Annotated in this window: 16 protein-coding genes; 8 read left to right on the forward strand and 8 right to left on the reverse strand. The window is 74.4% G+C overall.

Annotated elements, in window-relative coordinates:
• Positions 1 to 318 precede the first annotated feature (318 nt).
• Entirely contained in the window at positions 319 to 744 is a 426-nt protein-coding gene (locus ACFUMH_RS12785; RefSeq protein ID WP_378205834.1) for a hypothetical protein, read from the reverse strand.
• A 39-nt stretch (positions 745 to 783) separates the two neighbouring features.
• On the opposite strand from ACFUMH_RS12785, the gene ACFUMH_RS12790 reads away from it, so the two are divergent.
• Positions 784 to 1,305, forward strand: coding sequence for a PadR family transcriptional regulator (locus tag ACFUMH_RS12790; RefSeq protein WP_378205837.1), 522 nt, complete (start codon positions 784 to 786; stop codon positions 1,303 to 1,305).
• 264 nt (positions 1,306 to 1,569) lie between these two features.
• Here ACFUMH_RS12790 and ACFUMH_RS12795 read toward each other — a convergent pair whose 3' ends face one another.
• The 4 genes from ACFUMH_RS12795 to ACFUMH_RS12810 form a co-directional block, all read right to left on the reverse strand.
• Positions 1,570 to 2,220 carry a hypothetical protein gene (locus ACFUMH_RS12795; protein WP_378205840.1) on the reverse strand — a complete coding sequence of 217 codons (651 nt, stop codon included), beginning with the start codon at positions 2,218 to 2,220 and terminating at the stop codon, positions 1,570 to 1,572.
• Between the two features lie 103 nt (positions 2,221 to 2,323).
• Positions 2,324 to 3,178, reverse strand: a complete 855-nt coding sequence (locus ACFUMH_RS12800) for a carbohydrate ABC transporter permease (protein ID WP_378205877.1) — start codon at positions 3,176 to 3,178, stop codon at positions 2,324 to 2,326.
• Positions 3,179 to 3,252: 74 nt separating this feature from the next.
• Entirely contained in the window at positions 3,253 to 4,149 is an 897-nt protein-coding gene (locus ACFUMH_RS12805) for a carbohydrate ABC transporter permease (protein ID WP_378205880.1), read from the reverse strand.
• Between the two features lie 212 nt (positions 4,150 to 4,361).
• Complete coding sequence (locus ACFUMH_RS12810; RefSeq protein WP_378205843.1) at positions 4,362 to 5,687, reverse strand: ABC transporter substrate-binding protein; 1,326 nt, start codon at positions 5,685 to 5,687, stop codon at positions 4,362 to 4,364.
• A 207-nt stretch (positions 5,688 to 5,894) separates the two neighbouring features.
• Here ACFUMH_RS12810 and ACFUMH_RS12815 point away from each other — a divergent pair, with 207 nt between their 5' ends.
• A complete protein-coding gene (locus ACFUMH_RS12815; RefSeq protein WP_378205846.1) occupies positions 5,895 to 7,106 on the forward strand; it encodes an alpha-hydroxy-acid oxidizing protein in 1,212 nt (403 codons plus the stop codon).
• A gap of 33 nt (positions 7,107 to 7,139) precedes the next feature.
• On the opposite strand, the gene ACFUMH_RS12820 is transcribed toward ACFUMH_RS12815, so the two are convergent.
• Positions 7,140 to 7,520, reverse strand: a complete 381-nt coding sequence (locus ACFUMH_RS12820) for a hypothetical protein (RefSeq protein WP_378205849.1) — start codon at positions 7,518 to 7,520, stop codon at positions 7,140 to 7,142.
• Between the two features lie 177 nt (positions 7,521 to 7,697).
• Here ACFUMH_RS12820 and ACFUMH_RS12825 point away from each other — a divergent pair, with 177 nt between their 5' ends.
• Together ACFUMH_RS12825 and ACFUMH_RS12830 are read left to right on the forward strand one after the other, a co-directional pair.
• On the forward strand, positions 7,698 to 9,968 hold the full coding sequence (locus ACFUMH_RS12825) for a cellulose binding domain-containing protein (RefSeq protein WP_378205852.1): 2,271 nt from the start codon (positions 7,698 to 7,700) through the stop codon (positions 9,966 to 9,968).
• A 182-nt stretch (positions 9,969 to 10,150) separates the two neighbouring features.
• Positions 10,151 to 10,351, forward strand: coding sequence for a DUF2945 domain-containing protein (locus ACFUMH_RS12830; RefSeq protein ID WP_378205855.1), 201 nt, complete (start codon positions 10,151 to 10,153; stop codon positions 10,349 to 10,351).
• Positions 10,352 to 10,611: 260 nt separating this feature from the next.
• Here ACFUMH_RS12830 and ACFUMH_RS12835 read toward each other — a convergent pair whose 3' ends face one another.
• Together ACFUMH_RS12835 and ACFUMH_RS12840 are read right to left on the reverse strand one after the other, a co-directional pair.
• On the reverse strand, positions 10,612 to 11,829 hold the full coding sequence (locus tag ACFUMH_RS12835; protein WP_378205858.1) for a Gfo/Idh/MocA family protein: 1,218 nt from the start codon (positions 11,827 to 11,829) through the stop codon (positions 10,612 to 10,614).
• Positions 11,820 to 13,802 (reverse strand): DUF6807 family protein, encoded by a 1,983-nt coding sequence (locus ACFUMH_RS12840; RefSeq protein WP_378205861.1) that lies wholly within the window; start codon positions 13,800 to 13,802, stop codon positions 11,820 to 11,822. Before ACFUMH_RS12840 ends, ACFUMH_RS12835 begins: the two co-directional genes overlap by 10 nt.
• A 256-nt stretch (positions 13,803 to 14,058) precedes the next feature.
• On the opposite strand from ACFUMH_RS12840, the gene ACFUMH_RS12845 reads away from it, so the two are divergent.
• From ACFUMH_RS12845 to ACFUMH_RS12860, 4 genes are all read left to right on the forward strand, one after another.
• The gene (locus ACFUMH_RS12845) at positions 14,059 to 15,003 is read left to right on the forward strand and encodes a carbohydrate ABC transporter permease (RefSeq protein WP_378205864.1); all 945 of its coding nucleotides are present in this window, start codon (positions 14,059 to 14,061) and stop codon (positions 15,001 to 15,003) included.
• Between the two features lie 7 nt (positions 15,004 to 15,010).
• Positions 15,011 to 15,952, forward strand: a complete 942-nt coding sequence (locus ACFUMH_RS12850) for a carbohydrate ABC transporter permease (RefSeq protein WP_378205867.1) — start codon at positions 15,011 to 15,013, stop codon at positions 15,950 to 15,952.
• Positions 15,953 to 16,040: 88 nt separating this feature from the next.
• A complete protein-coding gene (locus tag ACFUMH_RS12855) occupies positions 16,041 to 17,369 on the forward strand; it encodes an ABC transporter substrate-binding protein (protein WP_378205871.1) in 1,329 nt (442 codons plus the stop codon).
• A gap of 293 nt (positions 17,370 to 17,662) precedes the next feature.
• Positions 17,663 to 19,012 carry a hypothetical protein gene (locus ACFUMH_RS12860; RefSeq protein WP_378205874.1) on the forward strand — a complete coding sequence of 450 codons (1,350 nt, stop codon included), beginning with the start codon at positions 17,663 to 17,665 and terminating at the stop codon, positions 19,010 to 19,012.
• Positions 19,013 to 19,283 lie beyond the last annotated feature (271 nt).

The following is a 19,283-nucleotide window of genomic DNA, read 5'->3' on the forward strand; positions in this document are numbered from 1 at the left end:
CCACCCCCCCTCGGGCCACCCGGCCGTCGTGCAGCACCACGCACCGCGACCGCTGCACGACGACCGGTTCGACGCCGGCACCGCGACCGCCGGGCGACGTCCGGTCGGCGACCGCAGCCGGCTTCCGACGAACCGGCCGTCGTGCAGCACCACGCACCGCGACCGCTGCACGACGACCGGTTCGACTCCGGCACCGCGACCACCGGCCGACACCCGGCGGAGACGGTCAGTCCGTGAACCGGCCGTCGTGCAACGGCGGTCGGTCGCGCCGGTGCAGGGCGGCCGGTTCCGCCTCGTCGGCCTGGGTCCGGGACTACGTCAGGCCGTCCCGGTCGCCGTGCGGCCGACCGGCCCGGCGGCGGTGCGGGCCGGCGCGGCGCGCCACGTGAGGACGGCGGCGGCGGCGGACACCGGCACCCAGATCATCCGCTCGGGCAACGACGGGGACGCGAGGTTCACCGCGCAGCCGACCACCAGCAGCGCCGTCGTCCCGCGCAGCACCGCCCGCCGCAGCCGCGGTCCACCGGCGCCGGCCGCCACCGCGGCGAGCGCCGCGTACACCGGGACCGCCACCGCGCTCGTCACGCGCAGCTCGTCGGGGAGCACCCCCGCGTGCCCGCCGCCGTAGGCCACCGCTCCCCACGGCGCACCCGCGGCCATCGCCAGCTGGAAGCCCGCCACACCCGTCAGCAGGGCCGCGGCCACGCGTCCTGCGCGCCGCTCCGTCTTCGTCGACCTCGTCATGGGCGCCATCTGACCATATCTGTCAGATATAGTCGAGAGGTGACCCGCCGCGCGCAGACCGACGTCGCCGTCCTCGGCGCACTCACCACCGCCCCCATGACCGGCTACGCGGTCCGCGCCTCGATCGTCGAGACGCTCGGGCACTTCTGGAGCGAGAGCTTCGGGCAGATCTACCCGACCCTGGCCCGCCTCACCGCCGACGGGCTCGTCGCCAAGGACGACGACGGGCGGTTCACCATCACGCCTGCGGGCCGCACCCGTCTGCGCGCCCGCCTCGCCGAGCCCTACGACGTCGGCCCGCCGCGCAACCCGCTGCTCCTCCGGCTGTTCTTCGGCCGCACGCTCGGCCCGGACGCGTGCCGCGCCCTGCTGCGCGACGCGGGCGCCCGGGCGACGGCCCAGCTGGCGGCGCTCGCGGCCGTGCGCGCGGAGGTCGCCGCCGAGCCGCCGTCGCCGGACCACCCGTACGGCCTGATCACGCTCGACTACGGCGAGCGCATGGCCCGCGCCCACCTGGAGTGGGTGGAGGCGTCGCTCGCCGCCCTCCCGCCCTGCCGGTGACCGCCGCGACCCGGCCGTCGCGCAGCACCAGCGGGCCGGGACGCTGCACGACGGCCGGTTCGGCACCCGAGACGACCGTCGTGACGACCGTCGCCGTTGCGGCTCCCGATCCGCCGCTCATCCGACCAACCGGCGGTTGCGCAGCACCACAGCCCGCGGACGCTGCACAACAGCCGGGTCGGCGGGTGCGGCGACGGTTGCCGGTGGCCGCGGCGGTTGCCGGTGGCGTCGACGGTTGCCGGTGGTGGCGGCCGGCCCATGACGTCAGCGGGTGCGGGTCGCCGCGCGGTGCTCGACCGCGACGACGGCGAGGGCCAGCAGCCCGGGGACCAGCACCGCGAGCGGCGCGAGCATCCACACGATGACGCCGCACAGCCCCATCGCCACGACGAGCAGCCCCGACCCGGCGAGGTCGTCGCCGGCGCGCGCACCGGCGTCGCGCATCACCTGCCGCCACGACGCGCCGCGCCGCCACCCGCCGGCGGCGCGCAGCAGCACGACGGCGAGCATCGCCGCGACCGCGAGCGACAGCACGAGCACGCCGGTGCCGCCGGGCAGCAGGCCTGTCCCGGCCACCGCGGTGTTGAACCACAGCAGCACCAGCAGCGCGAGCGACGCGAGCGCGTACGGCCACACCCCGCGCAGGGCCGCGACGAACTCGTGCCACAGGTCGACCACGCGGTCGGTCTCGCCGGTGAGGTGCCGGCGCACGTGGGCGGCGCCGGCGGCCAGCGCGGGCAGCACCGTGACGACCGGCAGGCTCAGCACGGACACACCCAGCCCCACGACGAGCACCTCGCTGAGCAGCCCGAACCGGCCGCCGCCGAACGCCGCGCGCCGCTCGGGCGCGGTGGGGTCCGGTGCGCGCGGGTCGCGGCGGGCGTCGTCGTCGGGCGCGTCGGTCGCGTCGGTCATGGGTCACAGCCTCACACGTCGGGATCGGTCGGCCGCACACGCACGACGGCCGGCCGGCGGCACCCCCCGGGCACCGCCGACCGGCCGCGGCCGTCGGGGCGGGTCAGCCCTTGAGGCCCTGCGTCGCGACGCCCTGCACGAGGTACCGCTGGAACACGAGGAAGAACAGCAGCACGGGCAGCAGCGCGAGCACGGCCATGGCCATCTGCGCGCCGTAGTCGGAGACGCTCGTCTGGTCGACGAACAGGCGCAGCGCGAGCGGCAGCGGGAACGTCTCGGGCGAGCTCAGGTAGATGAGCGGGCCGAAGAAGTCGTTCCACGACCAGATGAACGCGAAGATCGAGCTCGTCACGAGCGCGGGCTTCATGAGCGGCAGCATGATCGCGGTGAAGATGCGCACGTGCCCCGCGCCGTCGATGCGCGCGGCCTCGTCGAGCTCGCGCGGCAGGTTCCGCATGAACTGCACCATGAGGAACACGAAGAACGCCTCGGCGGCGAGGAACTTGCCGATGAGCAGCGGCACGTACGTGCCGACCAGGCCGAGCTGGTTGAAGACGATGTACTGCGGGATGATCACGACGTGGAACGGCAGCAGCAGCGTGCCGATCATGAGCGTGAAGAACAGCCCGCGCCCGGGGAAGTCGATCCGCGCGAACGCGTAGGCGCTGACCGAGCAGGACAGCGTGATGCCCACGACGGACCCCAGCGCCAGCAGCAGCGAGTTCAGGAAGAACTGCCAGAACGACACCCCGCCGATGCCGGCGAACGCCTTGACGAAGTTGTCGAGGGTCACCGTGGTCGGGAGGATGCTGACGGACCCGATGATCTCGCTCGACGGCTTGAGCGTGGACACGAACATCCACACCGCCGGGTACAGGATCACGGCGACGACGGCGAGCGACAGCACGTGGAACGCGAGCGAGCGCACGCGCCCGCGGGACTGGTTGCGGCGGCGCAGCTCGGCGGAGTGCTCCGCGGTCGGGAGGCCGTGGCGTCCCGACGTGGCCGGCGGCGTGGCCGGGGCGGTCGTGCTCACTTGGACTCCCCCGAGTAGTGCACCCACCGGTTCTGGGTGCGGAACATGACGAAGCTGATGGCACCGACGACGAGCACGAGGACCCAGGCCATCGCCGAGGCGTAGCCCATCTGGAAGTCCCGGAAGCCGCGGAAGTACAGGTACAGCGTGTAGAAGAGCGTGGACCGCGCGGGCCCGCCGGTGCCGGACGAGATGATGAACGCGGACGCGAAGATCTGGAACGCGTGGATGGTCTCGAGCAGCAGGTTGAAGAACAGCACCGGCGAGAGCATCGGCATGGTGATCCTGAGGAACTTGCGCACGGGTCCCGCGCCGTCCACCGCCGCGGCCTCGTAGAGCTCCGTCGGGATCTGCTTGAGCCCGGCGAGGAAGATCACCATCGGCGCACCGAACTGCCAGATGGTCAGCAGGATGAGCATCGGCATCGTGCGTGACGGGTCGCCGACCCAGCCGCCGGACGGCAGGCCGAGCACCTGCCCTGCGCGGTCCACGATGCCGTTGTCGATGAACATCGCCTTCCACACGATGGCGATGGAGACGCTCGCGCCGATGAGCGAGGGCGCGTAGAACGCCGACCGGTAGAAGCCCTGCCCGCGGCGGCTGTTGTTCAGCAGCATCGCGACCGCGAGGGCGGAGATCAGCTTGAGCGGCGTCCCGATCAGCGCGTACGTCGCGGTGACCTTCCAGGCCTGGATGTAGTTCGGGTCCTGGAAGAGCCGCTGGAAGTTGTCCAGGCCGACCCACTCCGGCGACGTGAACAGGTTGTAGTTCGTGAACGCCAGGTACAGCGACGCGACCATCGGGCCTGCGGTCAGCAGGAGGAACCCGAGGAGCCAGGGGGCGAGGAACGCGTAGCCGGCTCGGGTCTCGGCGGCCTTGCGGCGGCGCCGGATGGGCGACGGGGACGTGGCGGTCCGGGTCGCGCTCGCCTCGGCGGTGAGGGTCACGGTGCTTCCGATCTGTGGGGTGCGACGGTCGGGGGCCGTCGGGCCCCGGGCCCGCCCCGGTGCACGGGTGCGGGACCCGGGCGCCCCGGGCACGGGTGCCGGCGTCGGTGCCGGCGGTGCGGTCCGGGCCGCGCGCGGTGGCGCGACCCGGACCGGGGTCACATGGTGGCCATCTCCGCCTCGGCGAACCACTCGCTCGCGAACTGCTCGGGCGTGATGGTGCCGTAGTTGAGGTTCTCACCGAGCTCGAGCCACTTGGCCTCGATGGTGCCGAAGCCCTTGACGGGGATCGGGGTGGTCTCGGTGACCTGCTCGGCGACGGCCTCCTCGTACGCGATGACCTTGGCGTCGACGGAGCCCTCGGGCGCCTCGACGGCCGCGCGCTGCTCCTCGTCCGCGGGGACGCCCTTCGAGGTGCCGAAGATGGCGCCGACCTCGGGGTCGGTGAGCAGGAAGTTGACGAGCGTGGCGGCCGCGTCGGGCGCGTCGGAGTTCGCGCCGATCGAGTAGAGCATCGACGGCTTGAAGAACAGCGCCTTCTCGCCGGCCTCGACCGACGGGATCTGCGTGATCTCGAGGTTCTCGGTGCCCGAGTCGGCGACATAGCCGGCGAGGAAGTTGTCCCAGCTGATCTCGGACGCGGACTCGTTGACCGTGAAGCCGCCGAGCGGCTTGAGCGCGACGCCGCGCTCGACCGGGTACACCTGCTTGTCGGCGCGCAGGTCCGACGTCATCTCGAGGTACTCGATGACGTCGGCCTCGTCGAAGCCGAGCGTCCCGTCCTCCTCGAACGGCGTGACGCCCTTCTGCAGCAGGTACTGCACGAAGAACCAGAACGTGCCGGTGTAGTCGCCCCCGCCGTAGATCTGGTAGCCCTCGGGGGTCGTCTGGCCGGCGGACGAGACGGACGAGATGAACTCGTTGTACTCGTCGTAGGTGTACGTCTCCGCGTCGGGGAACTCGACGCCGACCTGCTCGAGCAGGTTCGGGTTGTAGAACATGCCGAGCGTGTTGGTCGACGTCGGGATGCCGATCGTCTTGCCGTCGAGCACGCCGGACTCGACGAGCGTCTCGTCGAAGCCCGAGGTGTCGATCGTGCCGTCCTCGAGGTACGGGGCGAGGTCGAGCAGCTGGCCGCTCTGGTTGAACTCGCGCAGGTAGGACAGGTCGAACTGCATGACGTCGGGCAGGTTGCGCCCGGCCGCCTCGGTGGACCGCTGGGTCCAGTAGTCGGGGAACGCCGCGAAGTTCGGGTTCACCGTGATGTGCGGGTACTCCTCGTTGAACAGCTCGAGGGCCTGCGTGTAGCGGGCGGCACGGTCGTCGTTGCCCCACCAGGTGAAGTCGATGGTGACGGGGGTGGTGTCGTCGCCACCGCCACCGGCAGCGGGCGAGGCCTCACCCCCGCTGCCGCCGCTGCACGCGGCGAGGCCGAGGGCGGCGACGGCGGCCAGGCCGCTGACCTTGAGGACGGATCGCTTCATTGCGGTGAGCCTCCTTGCTCGGGGTGAAAGCGCATTCCGCACGCTAGGTGCGCCGCTCCGGGGGTGTCAACGCTTCGCGATGAAACGTTACAATCCTGTGGTCCGGACCGGCAACCCACCCCTCGCGGCGGGCCGCCCGCGCGTCCGGGCTACCCTCCCGGGAGCCCTCCGGTTCCCCCTGCCCGACGACGCGCACCGAGGTGACCCATGACCCGCCGACAGCTCCCGAAGTGGTCCGAGCTGGCGCCGCTCCTGCAGCCCAAGCCGCTGCGGCTGGACCCGACGCGCCGGGCCCTCGAGGACGCCCTCACCATCGCCGACCTGCGCCGCGTCGCCAAGCGGCGGACGCCCCGGTCCGTCTTCGACTACACCGACGGTGCCGCCGAGGCCGAGATCACCCTGCGCCGCGCACGCCGCCTGTTCCGCGAGCTCGAGCTGCGGCCCTCGATCCTGCACGACGTCAGCCACGTCGACACCACGACCGAGTACCTCGGCCGGCCGTCCGCCCAGCCCTTCGCGCTCGCCCCCACCGGCTTCACGCGGATGATGCACCACGAGGGCGAGCGGGCCGTCGTGCGCGTCGCCGAGCGCCGCGACATCCCGTACGCGCTGTCGACCATGGGCACGACGTCCATCGAGGACGTCGCCGCCGCGGCGCCGGACGCGCGCAAGTGGTTCCAGCTGTACGTCTGGAAGGACCGCGGCGCCGGCGAGGACCTCATGGCCCGCGCCAAGGCCGCCGGCTACGAGGCGCTCATGCTCACGGTCGACGTGCCCGTCGCCGGCGCGCGCCTGCGCGACACCCGCAACGGCTTCTCGATCCCGCCGGCGCTCACGGTGAAGACGGTCGTGGACGCCGGCATGCACCCGGCCTGGTGGATCAACCTGCTGACCACCGAGCCGCTGACGTTCGCGTCCCTCAGCTCGTGGGGCGGCACGGTCGCGGACCTGCTCGACAAGCTGTTCGACCCGACCATGACGATCGCGGACCTCGAGTGGCTGCGCGCGTCGTGGGACGGGCCGCTCATCATCAAGGGCGTCCAGACGGTCGAGGACGCCCGCCGTGTCACCGACGCCGGCGCCGACGCGGTCGTGCTCTCCAACCACGGCGGCCGCCAGCTCGACAAGGCGCCCGTGCCGCTGCGCCTGCTGCCCGACGTCGTCGAGGCCGTCGGCGACCGCACCGAGGTGTGGGTCGACACGGGCATCACGAACGGGTCGGACGTCGTCGCGGCGCTCGCGCTGGGCGCGAGGGCCACGCTGGTGGGCCGTGCGTACCTGTACGGGCTCATGGCCGGTGGCGAGCGCGGCGTCGACCGGGCGGTCGAGATCCTGTCGCGCGAGGTGCGCCGGACCATGGCCCTGCTGGGCGTCAACGACGTGAGCCAGCTCGGCGAGCGGCACGTGCGCCTGCCCTGACCGCGGGCCCGCACCGCCCCGGTGGAGGCGGCGTCAGGGTGCGCCGTGCCACCGGACGGGAGCGCCCAGCGCGTCGACGAACGTGGCCGAGCGCTCCCACCGCCGCTCGACCGGCTCGTCGGCGTGCACGTGGCGGTAGATCGGCAGGCCGCGGATGCACAGGCCGTACTGCACCGTGCGCCCGCAGACCGTGCAGCGCAGGAAGTGCATCAGCGTGTAGCGGGTGTCGGACTCGAAGATGCGGTTGGTCTCCTCGAGCGGGCAGTCCGCGCGCAGCAGCACCATGCGGCCGTCGCGGACCGCGTCGAGCACGCGGTCCGTGGTGCGGAAGGGGTCGAGGTACGTCGACCCGTCCGGGAACGCCGCCGGCACCGGCAGGTCGTCGCAGGTGCACGTCTCGGTCTCGCTCTGCACGGTCGCACGGTAGCCGCAGCACGCCCGACGAGCCGGGCGCGACCGCCCGGCGCCGGCGGCAGCGTGGCCGACATCCCGCAATGAAACCTTTCACCGCTGGATCTGGAAAACGGTCTCCCCGCTAGCGTCCGGGACGCGACGCACCCTCCTGCGCCGCTTCTCGTCGAAGGGGACGTCATGAGACCACTCCGCGCAGGCGCCGCCGCGGCGGCACTCGCCACGGCCGTCACCGGCCTCGCGCTCGCACCCGCCGCGCAGGCCGCACCGGGCTGCCGGGTCACGTACGCGATCACCAACCAGTGGGGCGGCGGCTTCGGCGCGGACGTCCGCGTCGACAACCTCGGCGACGCGCTGGACGGGTGGACGCTGACCTGGCAGTTCGGTGCCGGCCAGACCGTCACGCAGGCGTGGAACGCCGTCGCGAGCCAGTCCGGCGCCGCCGTCACGGCGCGCAACGCCGGCTACAACGCCGCCCTGCCGAGCGGCGGCACCGTGAGCTTCGGCTTCAACGGCGCCTGGTCGGGCAGCAACCCGGTGCCCACGTCGTTCGCGCTGAACGGCACCGCGTGCACCGGCAGCGTCGCGCCGACCGCGTCACCGACCGCGTCCCCGACCGGCCAGCCGACGCAGACGCCGACGCCGACCCCCACCGCCGAGCCGACGTCGCAGCCCACCGCCCAGCCGACCACCGGCCCGAACCCGGCGCCCACGACGCCGACCGCCGGCGCCAAGCAGCTCGAGGACCTGGACCGCGGCCTCGTCTCGGTCCGCTCCGGCAACGGCAACCTCGTGCAGTGGCGCCTGCTCGGCTGGGAGGACCGCGCGACGGGCTTCCACGTGTACCGCGACGGCACGCGCGTCACGTCGTCGCCGGTCACCGACTCCACGAACTACCGCGACGAGGGCGCCCCCGCCGGTGCCCGTTACACGGTCCGCGCGGTCGTCGGTGGCGCCGAGCAGGCGCCGTCCGCGCCGTCGCTCATCTTCGCGAACGGCTACCTCGACGTGCCGGTCTCGCGGCCGTCGTCGAGCCACGTGATCAACGACGGCAGCGTCGGCGACCTCGACGGCGACGGCGACCTCGACATCGTCCTCAAGTGGGACCCGACCAACGCCAAGGACAACAGCCAGGCCGGCGCCACGGGCAACGTGTTCCTCGACGGCCTGCGGATGGACGGCACGCGGCTGTGGCGCATCGACCTGGGCCGCAACATCCGCGCCGGCGCCCACTACACGCAGTTCCAGGTGTACGACTACGACGGCGACGGCGTCTCCGAGGTCGCCGTCAAGACCGCCGACGGCGCCCGCTCCGGCACCGGCCAGGTGATCGGCGACGCGAACGCCGACCACCGCAACGGCGACGGCTACGTGCTGGCCGGGCCCGAGTACCTCACCGTGTTCCGGGGCGACACCGGCGCGATCGGCGCCACGGCCGACTACGTCCCGGCGCGCGGCAACGTCGGCTCGTGGGGCGACTCCTACGGCAACCGGGTCGACCGGTTCCTCGCCGGCACGGCGTACCTCGACGGTCAGCGGCCGTCCATCGTCATGGCGCGCGGCTACTACACGCGGGCGGTGGTCGTGGCGTGGGACTACCGCGACGGGCGCCTGACCCGCCGGTGGACGTTCGACTCGAGCAGCTCCGGCAACGGCGGCTACGCGGGGCAGGGCAACCACTCGCTGTCGGTCGCGGACGTCGACGGCGACGGGCGCGACGAGATCCTCTACGGCGCCGCGGCGATCGACGACGACGGGCGCGGCCTGTGGACCAACGGCACCGGGCACGGCGACGCCGGGCACGTGGGCGACCTCGTGCCGTCCCGGCCGGGGCTGGAGTACTTCAAGGTCACCGAGTCGTCGAACCAGCCGAACATGTGGGTCGCCGACGCGCGCACCGGGCAGACGCTGTGGCGCTCGCCGTCCGGTGACGACAACGGGCGCGGCGTGGCCGCGGACGTCTTCGCCGGCAGCCCCGGCGCCGAGGCGTGGTCGAACGCCGAGCCCGACCTGCGCAACGCCGCGAACGGCGCGGCGGTCGGCCGCAAGCCGTCGTCGGCGAACTTCCTCGCGTGGTGGGACGCCGACCCGGTGCGCGAGCTGCTCGACGGCACGCGCATCGACAAGTACGGCACCGGCGGCGACACGCGCCTGCTCACCGGCGCGTCCGTGCGGTCGAACAACGGCACGAAGTCCACGCCCGTGCTGTCGGGCGACATCCTCGGCGACTGGCGGGAAGAGGTGATCTGGGCGCGGTCGGACGAGGCCGCGCTGCGGATCTACGCGACCCCGAACCGCACGTCGCTGCGGGTGCCGACGCTCCTGCACGACCCGATGTACCGCGTCGCGCTGGCCTGGCAGAACACCGCGTACAACCAGCCGCCGCACCCGTCGTTCCCGCTGGGCGACCCGTTCGTCGCGCCGCCGCAGCAGCGGCTGTACGTGCGCTGACCCACGGGCCGGAGGTGCCCGCGCCGACCTCGGTGCGGGTGCGACCGCGGTGCCCGGCCGTCCGTCGGCCGGGCACCGCGTCGGTGCGGGCGTGCGTGCGTCCGTGCGTCCGTGCCGGCGTCCGTGCGTGCGTGCGCCCGTTCCGGATGCCGGTCGGCCCGCCGGTGCCTAGCGTCGGCGGCATGCGCAAGGGGCAGAAGGTCAGCTGGAACACGTCGCAGGGCCGCACCCACGGCAGGACGGTGGAGCGGCGCACCGAGGACTTCACGTTCGACGGGCAGCAGTTCCGCGCGTCGTCCGACGACCCGTACTGGATCGTCGAGTCGGAGAAGAGCGGCAAGCAGGCGGCCCACAAGGAGTCGTCGCTGGACGCGGAGGACTGACCGCCCGCCGTCCCCGGCCCGCGCTCCGGCCCCCCACCGTCGCCCCTCCTCGCCGAGCTCGCCTCTCCCGCGGCGAGGTCGCCTGCCCGACCCGGCGACCTCGGCACCGAGGAGGCGAACTCGGCGCGGGGGTGGGGGCGGGGAGGTGTGGGGCCGGTGGGCCGGGTCGGACGGTCGGGGCCGGGTCGCACGGCCGAGGCCGGGTCGGACGGTCGGGGCCGGGTCGGACGGCCGAGGCCGGGACGGCGGAGGGCGGCGCGTCAGGTGGCCGGGACCGCCGCCGGGGCCGCCCACGGTGCGCCGACCGCGCCGAAGCCCGCGCCGCGCTCGGCGACCGCGGCGCACCACGCCTCGACGTCGGCGACGACGGGGTGCGCGTCCTGCCCCGCGCCGACCCACGTGACGAGCTCCTCGGGGACCGGCCGCGGGTCCGGCGCGGTGCGCACGGCCTCGAGCACGGCCATGAACGCGCCCGTCGCGGTGACGTCGCAGCGCAGGCGCGCCGCCGGGTCGCGGCGCGCGTCGAGCAGGTCGGCGAGCAGGTCGCGGCGCCCGGTGCGGATGGTGCGCGTGCCGCGGGCGGTCCGGACGTCGAGCTCGTCGCGCTCGTAGCGCAGCGTCGCCTCGCCGGCGGTGCCGCGCACGACCACCGTCGCGGGCCGGCGTTCCGCCGCGCACAGCGTGAGCCCGGCGGCCACCGTCCGCCCCCCGGCGGTCGTGACCACGACCGACGACGTGTCGTCCGCCTCGATCGGGTGCGCGTGGAACAGCTCGAGGTCCACGGCCGTCACGTCCTCGACGCGCGTCGCGCCCGCCACCTTGAGCGCCGTCGCGACGGCGTGCGCGAGCGGGTTGGTCACGACGCCGTCCACCACGGGCACGCCGTCGAGCGACCGGCGTCCCGCCCACGCCGCGCGGGCGTAGTACGACCGCGGCCGCACCCACGTGCCGACGGCGCCGACGGTCGTGACGTCGCCGAGCTCGCCCGACGCGACGAGGCGCGCGAGCTCGTCGGCGGCACCGGACCCGAACGTCTGGAACCCGACCTGGCAGCGCCGCCCGGTGGCGCGCACGACCTCGAGGAGCTCGACGTGCTCGGCGAGCGTCGCGACGGTGGGCTTCTCCAGCAGCACGTCGCAGCCGGCCCGCAGCGCGGCCGATGCGAGCGGCAGGTGCGTGTGGATGGGCGTCGAGAGGACGACGACGTCGGGCGGGGCGTCGGCGAGCAGCGCGTCGAGGTCGGGGTACCAGCGTGCGTCGGCGGGCACGAGCGGGCCGCCCCCGTCGGCGTCCGGCGCGGTCAGCGCGGTGCCGGCGACGGGCCGCGGGTCGACGACGGCCGACAGCCGCGCGCGCCCGGCGGCGGCCAGCGCGCGCACGGTCCGCAGGTGGGACGCCCCGTGGCCGTGCACGCCGACGACGGCGACGTCGGGCACGTCCGCCGGGCCGGGCCCCACCGGCTCCGTGCTCACGCCCACGCCCGCACCGCCAGCTCCGCCGCCTCGTCGGCGCCGAGCGCCCGGTCGACGAGCACGGCCGCGAGGCCCGCCTCGAGCGTGCCGCCGGCCGGCACGTGCGTCACGGCGTCCCACGCGAGCGCCGGCCCGGCGCCCGGGTACTCCGCGACGCGCACGAACCACGGCCGCAGCTGGTCCGGCGGCTGCACGAGCAGCAGCGTCGCGGACGCCAGCTCGCGCCGCTGCACGAACGCGAGCCACGGCGAGCGCGACCCGTGCACGGCCTGCTCCCCGGCGAGCCCCTCGCCCAGCACGGACGTCGAGTCAGCGGCCGCGAGCCGCCAGAACAGGCCGCCGTACCCGGCCTGCGGCCGCCCGTTCGTCGCGGGGCTCTCGATCCGCAGGTCGCCGTGCTCGGCGTGCAGGGTGCTCGACCAGCGCAGCAGCCACGCGTGCGCGTCGGGCCACGGGTGCGCCTCGAGCGTGCGGTCCTCCCGCAGCAGCGGCGCGTCGTGCTCGTCGAGCCACGCGACGTCCTCGACGAGCGCGCCGCCGGCGACGCGCCGCGAGCGCGGCACCTGCCGGCCGTGGTTGCGCAGCAGCGTCGGTCCCTCGTCGCGCAGGAACGTCCGCCCGCCCCAGTACGACGTGCCGTTGACCACCGGGACGGCGAACGACAGCCCGTAGTGGTGGCGGTGGTCGACGGGGCTGACGTCGGTCAGCGCGGTGCCGGCGGCGGTGTGCACCGGGTGCAGGTACGGGCGCGGCGCGTGCACGGGCGGCAGGTCCGCGCCGGTGACGTACCGCGCGAGCGGCAGCTCGCCGTGGTGGGCGGCGGCCGACGCCCCGACGAGCTCCGCGGTCGCCTCGGCGGCGGGCACGCCGGGCGCGAGCCGCCACGCGACGTCGCGCAGCGGGTCGGCGACGGCCTGCGGGACGCCGTCGTCGGTGGTGCGCGCGAGCCGCACGGACGGCGGGACGGGGCCCGAGCTCGCGCGGACGGCGAGGGTCGGGCGGATGGGGGCGGGGTCCTGCACGGGGTCTCCTCCCGCCAGGACGGGGCGCAGGTGCTCCCACGCCAGCCGCCCCAGCTCGGACTGGGGCACGGCCGCCGTCGTCAGCGACGGGGTCGCGAAGCGGGCCAGCTCGATGTCGTCGAAGCCGACGATGGACAGGTCGCCGGGCACGGCCACGCCCAGCTCGTTGAGGCGGGCCAGCAGCCCGAACGCGACGAGGTCGTTGTAGGCGACGACGGCGGTGGGGCGCGCGGCCAGCACGTCGCCGGCCACCGCGTACCCGGCCTCGACGGTGGCGCCCGCGGGCATCTCCGACAGGCGCACGCCCGACCGGTGCGCGGCGGCGGCCCGCAGCGCCTCGAGCCGGCGCAGGTGGGACGCGCTCTCCGGCGGCCCCGCCAGGTACAGCAGGTGCCGGTGCCCGAGCCCGAGCAGGTGGTCGACGATCTGGCCGATGCCGTCGGCGTAGTCGATCTCGAGCGTGGGCGTCGTGCCGTCGGGGGCGCGGTTGACGACGACGGCCGGCCGGACCTGCGGCAGCAGGGCGCGCAGCGCGCGCTCCGGCATGCGCGGGGAGACCAGGACGAGCGCGTCGCAGCGCATGCGCGCGTCGACGACCACCCGCTCCTCGTCGCCGGCGTGCTCGGCGGTGTCGGCGACGAGGATGCGGTACCCGGCCTCCGCGGCGGCACCGGCGACGCCGCGCAGCACCTGCTGGAACATGGGGTTGGCGAGGTCGGGGACGACCACGGCGACGGTCTCGGTGCGCCCGAGCGAGAGGCTGCGGGCGACGTTGCTGGGCCGGTACCGCAGGCGCTCGGCGACCTCCTTGACGCGCGCGGCCAGCTCGGCGTCGACCGTGTCGCGGCCGTTCATCACGCGCGAGACGGTGGCGCGGGACACGCCGGCAGCCGTGGCCACCTCGGCGATCGTCGTGGCGCCGCGCGGCCAGCGGGTGTGCGGCCGTTCTGTGGGCACGTGCGGCCTCCTGCTCGCTCCGGCGGGGTCTCGCCGCTCGCGTCCTCATCGACGCGTGAGGGCCCCCCGCTCGTCCGGACCATACACCACGGGAAACCGGTTCCCAATGCCCGCCGTGCGTGCTAGCGTCCCTGCCGGGAACCGGTTTCCGCCCGTCGTCCGATCGCTCGGGCGGCGGGACCGGCGGCCGGGGACCCCGAGGCCTCCCGTGCGACGACGCGCGGGAGTCACGCCGAGCACGAAGAGGTGATCGACGATGTCCGTGGTCTCCGAGCTGCGCCGCACGGCGCGCTCAGGCCCCAGCCGTGCGCCCGGGCGCGCGCCGCTGCGCCGCGGTGACGGCCGCGCCGCGGCCCTCTTCCTCGCGCCGTGGTTCGCCGGCCTCGCGCTGGTCACCGTGGGCCCGATGGTGGCGTCGGCCTACCTGTCGTTCACCGACTACAGCCTGCTGGCACCGCCCGAGTGGGTCGGCCTCGACAACTTCGCGCGGATGCTCGAGGACGCACGCCTGCACAACGCGCTGCGCGTCACCTTCACGTACGTGCTCGTCGGCGTCCCGCTGCAGCTCGTCGTGGCCCTCGGGCTCGCGCTGCTGCTCGACCGCGGCATGCGCGGCCTGCCGTTCTACCGGTCGGTGTTCTACCTGCCCTCGCTGCTCGGCGGCTCCGTCGCCATCGCGATCCTGTGGCGCCAGGTGTTCGGCGTCGAGGGGCTCGTGAACGCGTTCCTCGCGTTCTTCAACGTGCCGGGGCGGGGCTGGGTGTCCGACCCCGACACGGCGCTCGGCACGCTCGTCATCCTGCACGTGTGGACGTTCGGCGCGCCGATGATCATCTTCCTCGCCGGCCTGCGGCAGATCCCGCAGATGTACTACGAGGCCGCCGCCATCGACGGCGCCGGGCGCGTGCGGCAGTTCCTGCACATCACGCTGCCGCTGCTCACGCCGATCGTGTTCTTCAACCTCGTGCTGCAGGTGATCGGCGCGTTCCAGTCGTTCACGCAGGCGTTCGTCGTCAGCGGCGGCACCGGCGGCCCGGCCGACTCGACGATGTTCTACACGCTGTACCTGTACCAGCGCGGTTTCACGGCCTTCGACATGGGGTACGCGTCCGCGATGGCGTGGCTGCTCGTGCTGATCGTCGCCGCGCTCACGGCGATCAACTTCGTCGCCTCCAAGTTCTGGGTCTTCTACGATGACTGAGGTCCGCGTGCGCACCGAACCGGCCGCCCCGTCCGCCGCCACCCCCGCCCCGGGCACGCTCGCCGCCCGCACCAGCGCCCTCGCCGCCGAGGCCGGGACGCCCCACCGCCGCTCGCCGTGGCCCGCACGGACGCGCGCCGTGCTCAAGCACCTCGGCCTGATCGCCCTCGCGGTCGTGATGATCTACCCGCTGATCTGGCTGCTCGCCAGCTCGATCAAGCCGACGGAGATCATCTTCCGCGACCTGTCGCTGATCCCCAGCGAGCTCGCGCTGACGAACTACACCGAGGGCTGGAACGCGCTCGCCCGGCCGTTCGGGCACTACCTGATGAACTCGGCGATCGTCGTGCTCGGCTCGCTCGTGGGCAACCTCATCGCCTGCTCGATGGCCGCCTACGCGTTCGCGCGGCTCGAGTTCCGCGGCCGCAAGCTGTGGTTCGCGATCATGCTCATGTCGATCATGCTGCCGATCCACGTGATCATCGTCCCGCAGTACATCCTGTTCGCGCAGGTGGGCTGGATCAACACGTTCTGGCCGCTCATCGTGCCGAAGCTGCTCGCCACCGACGCGTTCTTCGTGTTCCTCATGGTGCAGTTCTTCCGCGGCATCCCGCGCGAGCTCGACGAGGCCGCGCGGCTCGACGGCTGCGGCCACGGGCGCATCTACGCGCGGATCATGCTGCCCCTCGCGCTGCCGGCGCTGGCCACCACGGCGATCTTCACGTTCATCTGGACGTGGAACGACTTCTTCAGCCAGCTCATCTTCCTCACCAAGCCCGACATGCACACCGCGCCCGTCGCGCTGCGCACCTTCCTCGACTCCACGGGCCAGAGCTCGTGGGGCCCGATGTTCGCGATGTCGATCGTCTCGATCATCCCCGTGTTCCTGGCCTTCCTGTTCGGCCAGAAGTACCTCGTCAAGGGCATCGCCACGACCGGCATCAAGTAGCCCCTGCACGCGCACCACCAGCACCGCGGTCAGCACCTCCCCCACCCCCTGCACGGACACCGCCGTCCTGCTCAACCCGAGGAGAGCCATGCGCACCCCCACCCACCGTCGTCGCCTGCTGCGCACCGGAGCGCTGCTGGCGGCCGGAGCCCTCGTCCTGACGGCCTGCGCCGGCACCTCCGGCGGCGACGCCGGCGGCGCCGCGACCGGCGACGGCGGCGGCTCGGACGAGCCCGTCACGATCCGCTGGTCGTGGTGGGGCTCCGACTCCCGGCACGCGCTGACCCAGGAGGTCATCGACGCGTTCGAGGAGAAGTACCCGCACATCACCGTCGAGGCCGACTACACCGACTGGACCAGCTACTTCGACAAGCTGTCCGTCGCCGTGGCCGGCGGCGACGCCCCGGACGTCATCACGCAGGAGGAGCGGTTCCTCGCCGACTACGCCGCGCGGGGCGTGCTCGCCGACGTCAACGAGCTCGACGTCGACACCTCGAAGATCGACGAGAACGTGCTGGCCTCCGGGACGATCGACGACCAGCTCGTCGGCGTCGCGAGCGGCGTCAACGTCTACTCGGTCGTCGCCGACCCGCAGGCGTTCGCCGACGCGGGCGTCGAGATGCCCGACGACACCACGTGGACGTGGGACGACTACGTCGCGATCGCGAACGAGATCACCGCGAAGTCGGGCGGCGCGATCGTCGGTGCCCAGGACTACGGCTTCAACGAGCCCGGCTTCTCCATCTTCGCCCGCCAGCGGGGCGAGCAGCTGTACACCGAGGACGGCACGCTCGGCTTCGAGCCCGAGACGATGGCCGAGTGGTGGCAGCACTCGCTCGACCTGCAGGCCGGTGGCGGCACGCCCGCCGCGGCGACGTCCGTCGAGATCGACGCCGCCGGGCCCGAGCAGTCGCTCGTGGCCACGAACAAGGGCGCCATGGCGTGGTTCTGGTCGAACCAGCTGAGCGCGATCCAGAGCGCGTCGGGCCGCCCGCTGCAGCTGCTGCGCGTGCCCGGCGAGACCGAGGGCGAGCGCACCGGCATGTACTTCAAGCCGGCGATGTACTACTCGATCTCGGCGCGGTCCGAGCACCCGGAGGAGGCGGCGCTGCTCGTCGACTTCCTGCTCAACGACACGGCGGCCGGCGAGATCCTGCTGTCCGACCGCGGCCTGCCCGCCAACACCGAGGTCCGCGCCGCGGTGCAGGACCAGTTCGCCGAGACCGACAAGCTCGCCGCCGAGTTCCTCGCGGACCTCGAGGACGAGATCGTGGACGGCCCGGCCGTGCCGCCCGTGGGCGCCGGCCAGGTCGCGGAGATCATCCGCCGCGTCAACCAGGAGGTGCTGTTCGGCTCCCTGACGCCGCAGCAGGCGGCGGAGCAGTTCATCAGCGAGACCGAGGCCTCGATCGGCTGAGGCGTCCCGGGCCGGTGTGCTGACCGGCCCGGACGAGGCAGGGACCACGACGGCCCCGGTGCTCCGGCACCGGGGCCGTCGTCGCGCACGGGGCTCCCGCAGCCCTGTCTCGCGCGGCGAACCGGTCGTCGTGCAGCGGTCGCATCCCGCGGTGCTGCACGACGGCCGGGTCGGCGCCGGCCGGGAGGGCGGTCGAGCCGGGTGGCCACCGGCGGTGGGTGTGCGCGGTGGGGTGTGCGCGGTGGCGGGTGCGTGGCAGGCTCGGCCCGTCCGACGGGTCACGGGGAGGTGCGGTGGACGGTCACGGGCCGGTGCGGCCGCCGGCGGCGGCGTTCGCGTTCGCCAACGGGTTCGTCGACGTCGTCGCGACCCTGCCCACGGGCACCCGGATCGCGACCGCCGGCCGGTGCGGGGGCATGTCGTACGCGTCCCTCGACCACCTGCGCGCGGGCCGGCCGGTGCCGCACTGGCCCGCGCGCCTGTTCGCGCCCGGGCGCGTCCCGCCGGACGGTCACCTCGTGGCCGACCTGGTGCGGCGTCGGCAGCTCGACTCGTTCGCCTCGTGGTCGGCGCTGCGGTTCCTCACGTGGTGCGTGCTCCCCGACGACGACCGCGGACCGCTGCACGGGGTCCGCACCCTCACGTGCGCGGAAGTCCCGGGGATCCTCGGCGCGCTGACCGCCGGGCGGCCCGTCGTGCTCGGGCTCGTCGTCGCCCGGGACGTCCTGCGGGCCGGCGACAACCACCAGGTGGTCGCGCACGCGCACGACCGCGACGAGGGCGGGCGACTGCGCCTGCACGTCCTCGACCCGAACCACCCCGGCGAGGACGTCACGCTCGTCGACACGGGCACCGGCTGGCGCGGCTCCGACGGGCGGACGTGGCGCGGCCTGTTCCTGCACGCCTACGCCGCGCGGCGGCCCCCGGCGCTGCCGAGCGCGTCCCGCCGGCCGTCGGCACCCGTGCGGGACGGCGACGCCGTGGGCCTGCTGCACGTGGCGAGCGGCCGCGCGCTCGCCGGGCACGGCACGGCGGCGGTCGTGGTGGCGCACGACGTGCCGGCATGGGTGGTCGAGGTGGTGCCCCCGGACGACGGGACGACGACGGCCGACGCGACGACGACGGACGCGGCGACGGCGACGGACGCGGCGACGGCGATGGCGACGGCGACGGCGACGACGCCGGACGCGGCGACGGCGACGGACGCGGCGACGGCGCCTGCGACGGACGCGGTGCCGGCGACGGACCCGGCGCGGGTCAGCCGGGCGGGGTCGGGCGCGGCGTGGACCGCCGCGACGGCGCGCCCGGTGGTGGACGGCGACCGCGTGCGGCTGCGGCAGGCCGGCGGCGGGGAGGTCCTGGCCCTGGCACCGACCGGTCCCGCCCTGGCGCGCGACGCCGACGACGTGTGGCGGGTCGACGTCGACGGCGGCGGACGCTGGCGCGCCGGCGCGCGTGTGCGGCTCGTGCACGTGGGCAGCGGCGGGGCGCTGCGCGTCCCGCGCGGGCGGACCGCGCGCCTGCCCGTCACCGCGGACGCCGCCGCGGACGACCGCACGTGGTGGACGGTCGCCGACGACGCGTGCACGGCGACGCCCACCGGCACGACGCCGCCCACGGGCACGACGTCGCCCACGGACTGACCCGTCACGACGGCCCTCGCCGCGCGAGCTCCGCGTCGCGGCCCGTCACCCCGGCCACGACCGTCGACCCCCGGGTCAACCGCGCCCGTCCTGCCCACCGGGACGCACGCGCTGCGACCCCGCGATCGTGCAGCGTCCCACCGCCGGAAGCCCCACGATCACGGGTTCGGCGCCCGGCCGTCCCACCCCGGACCGATCGCGACGGCGACGTGAGCGCGGCGGCCGGCGGCCGGCGTGCACGGCGCACGGACGGCCCGGCACAGGGCCGGGC

Source organism: Cellulomonas sp. NPDC057328 (assembly GCF_042667215.1).
Lineage (GTDB): Bacteria > Actinomycetota > Actinomycetes > Actinomycetales > Cellulomonadaceae > Cellulomonas.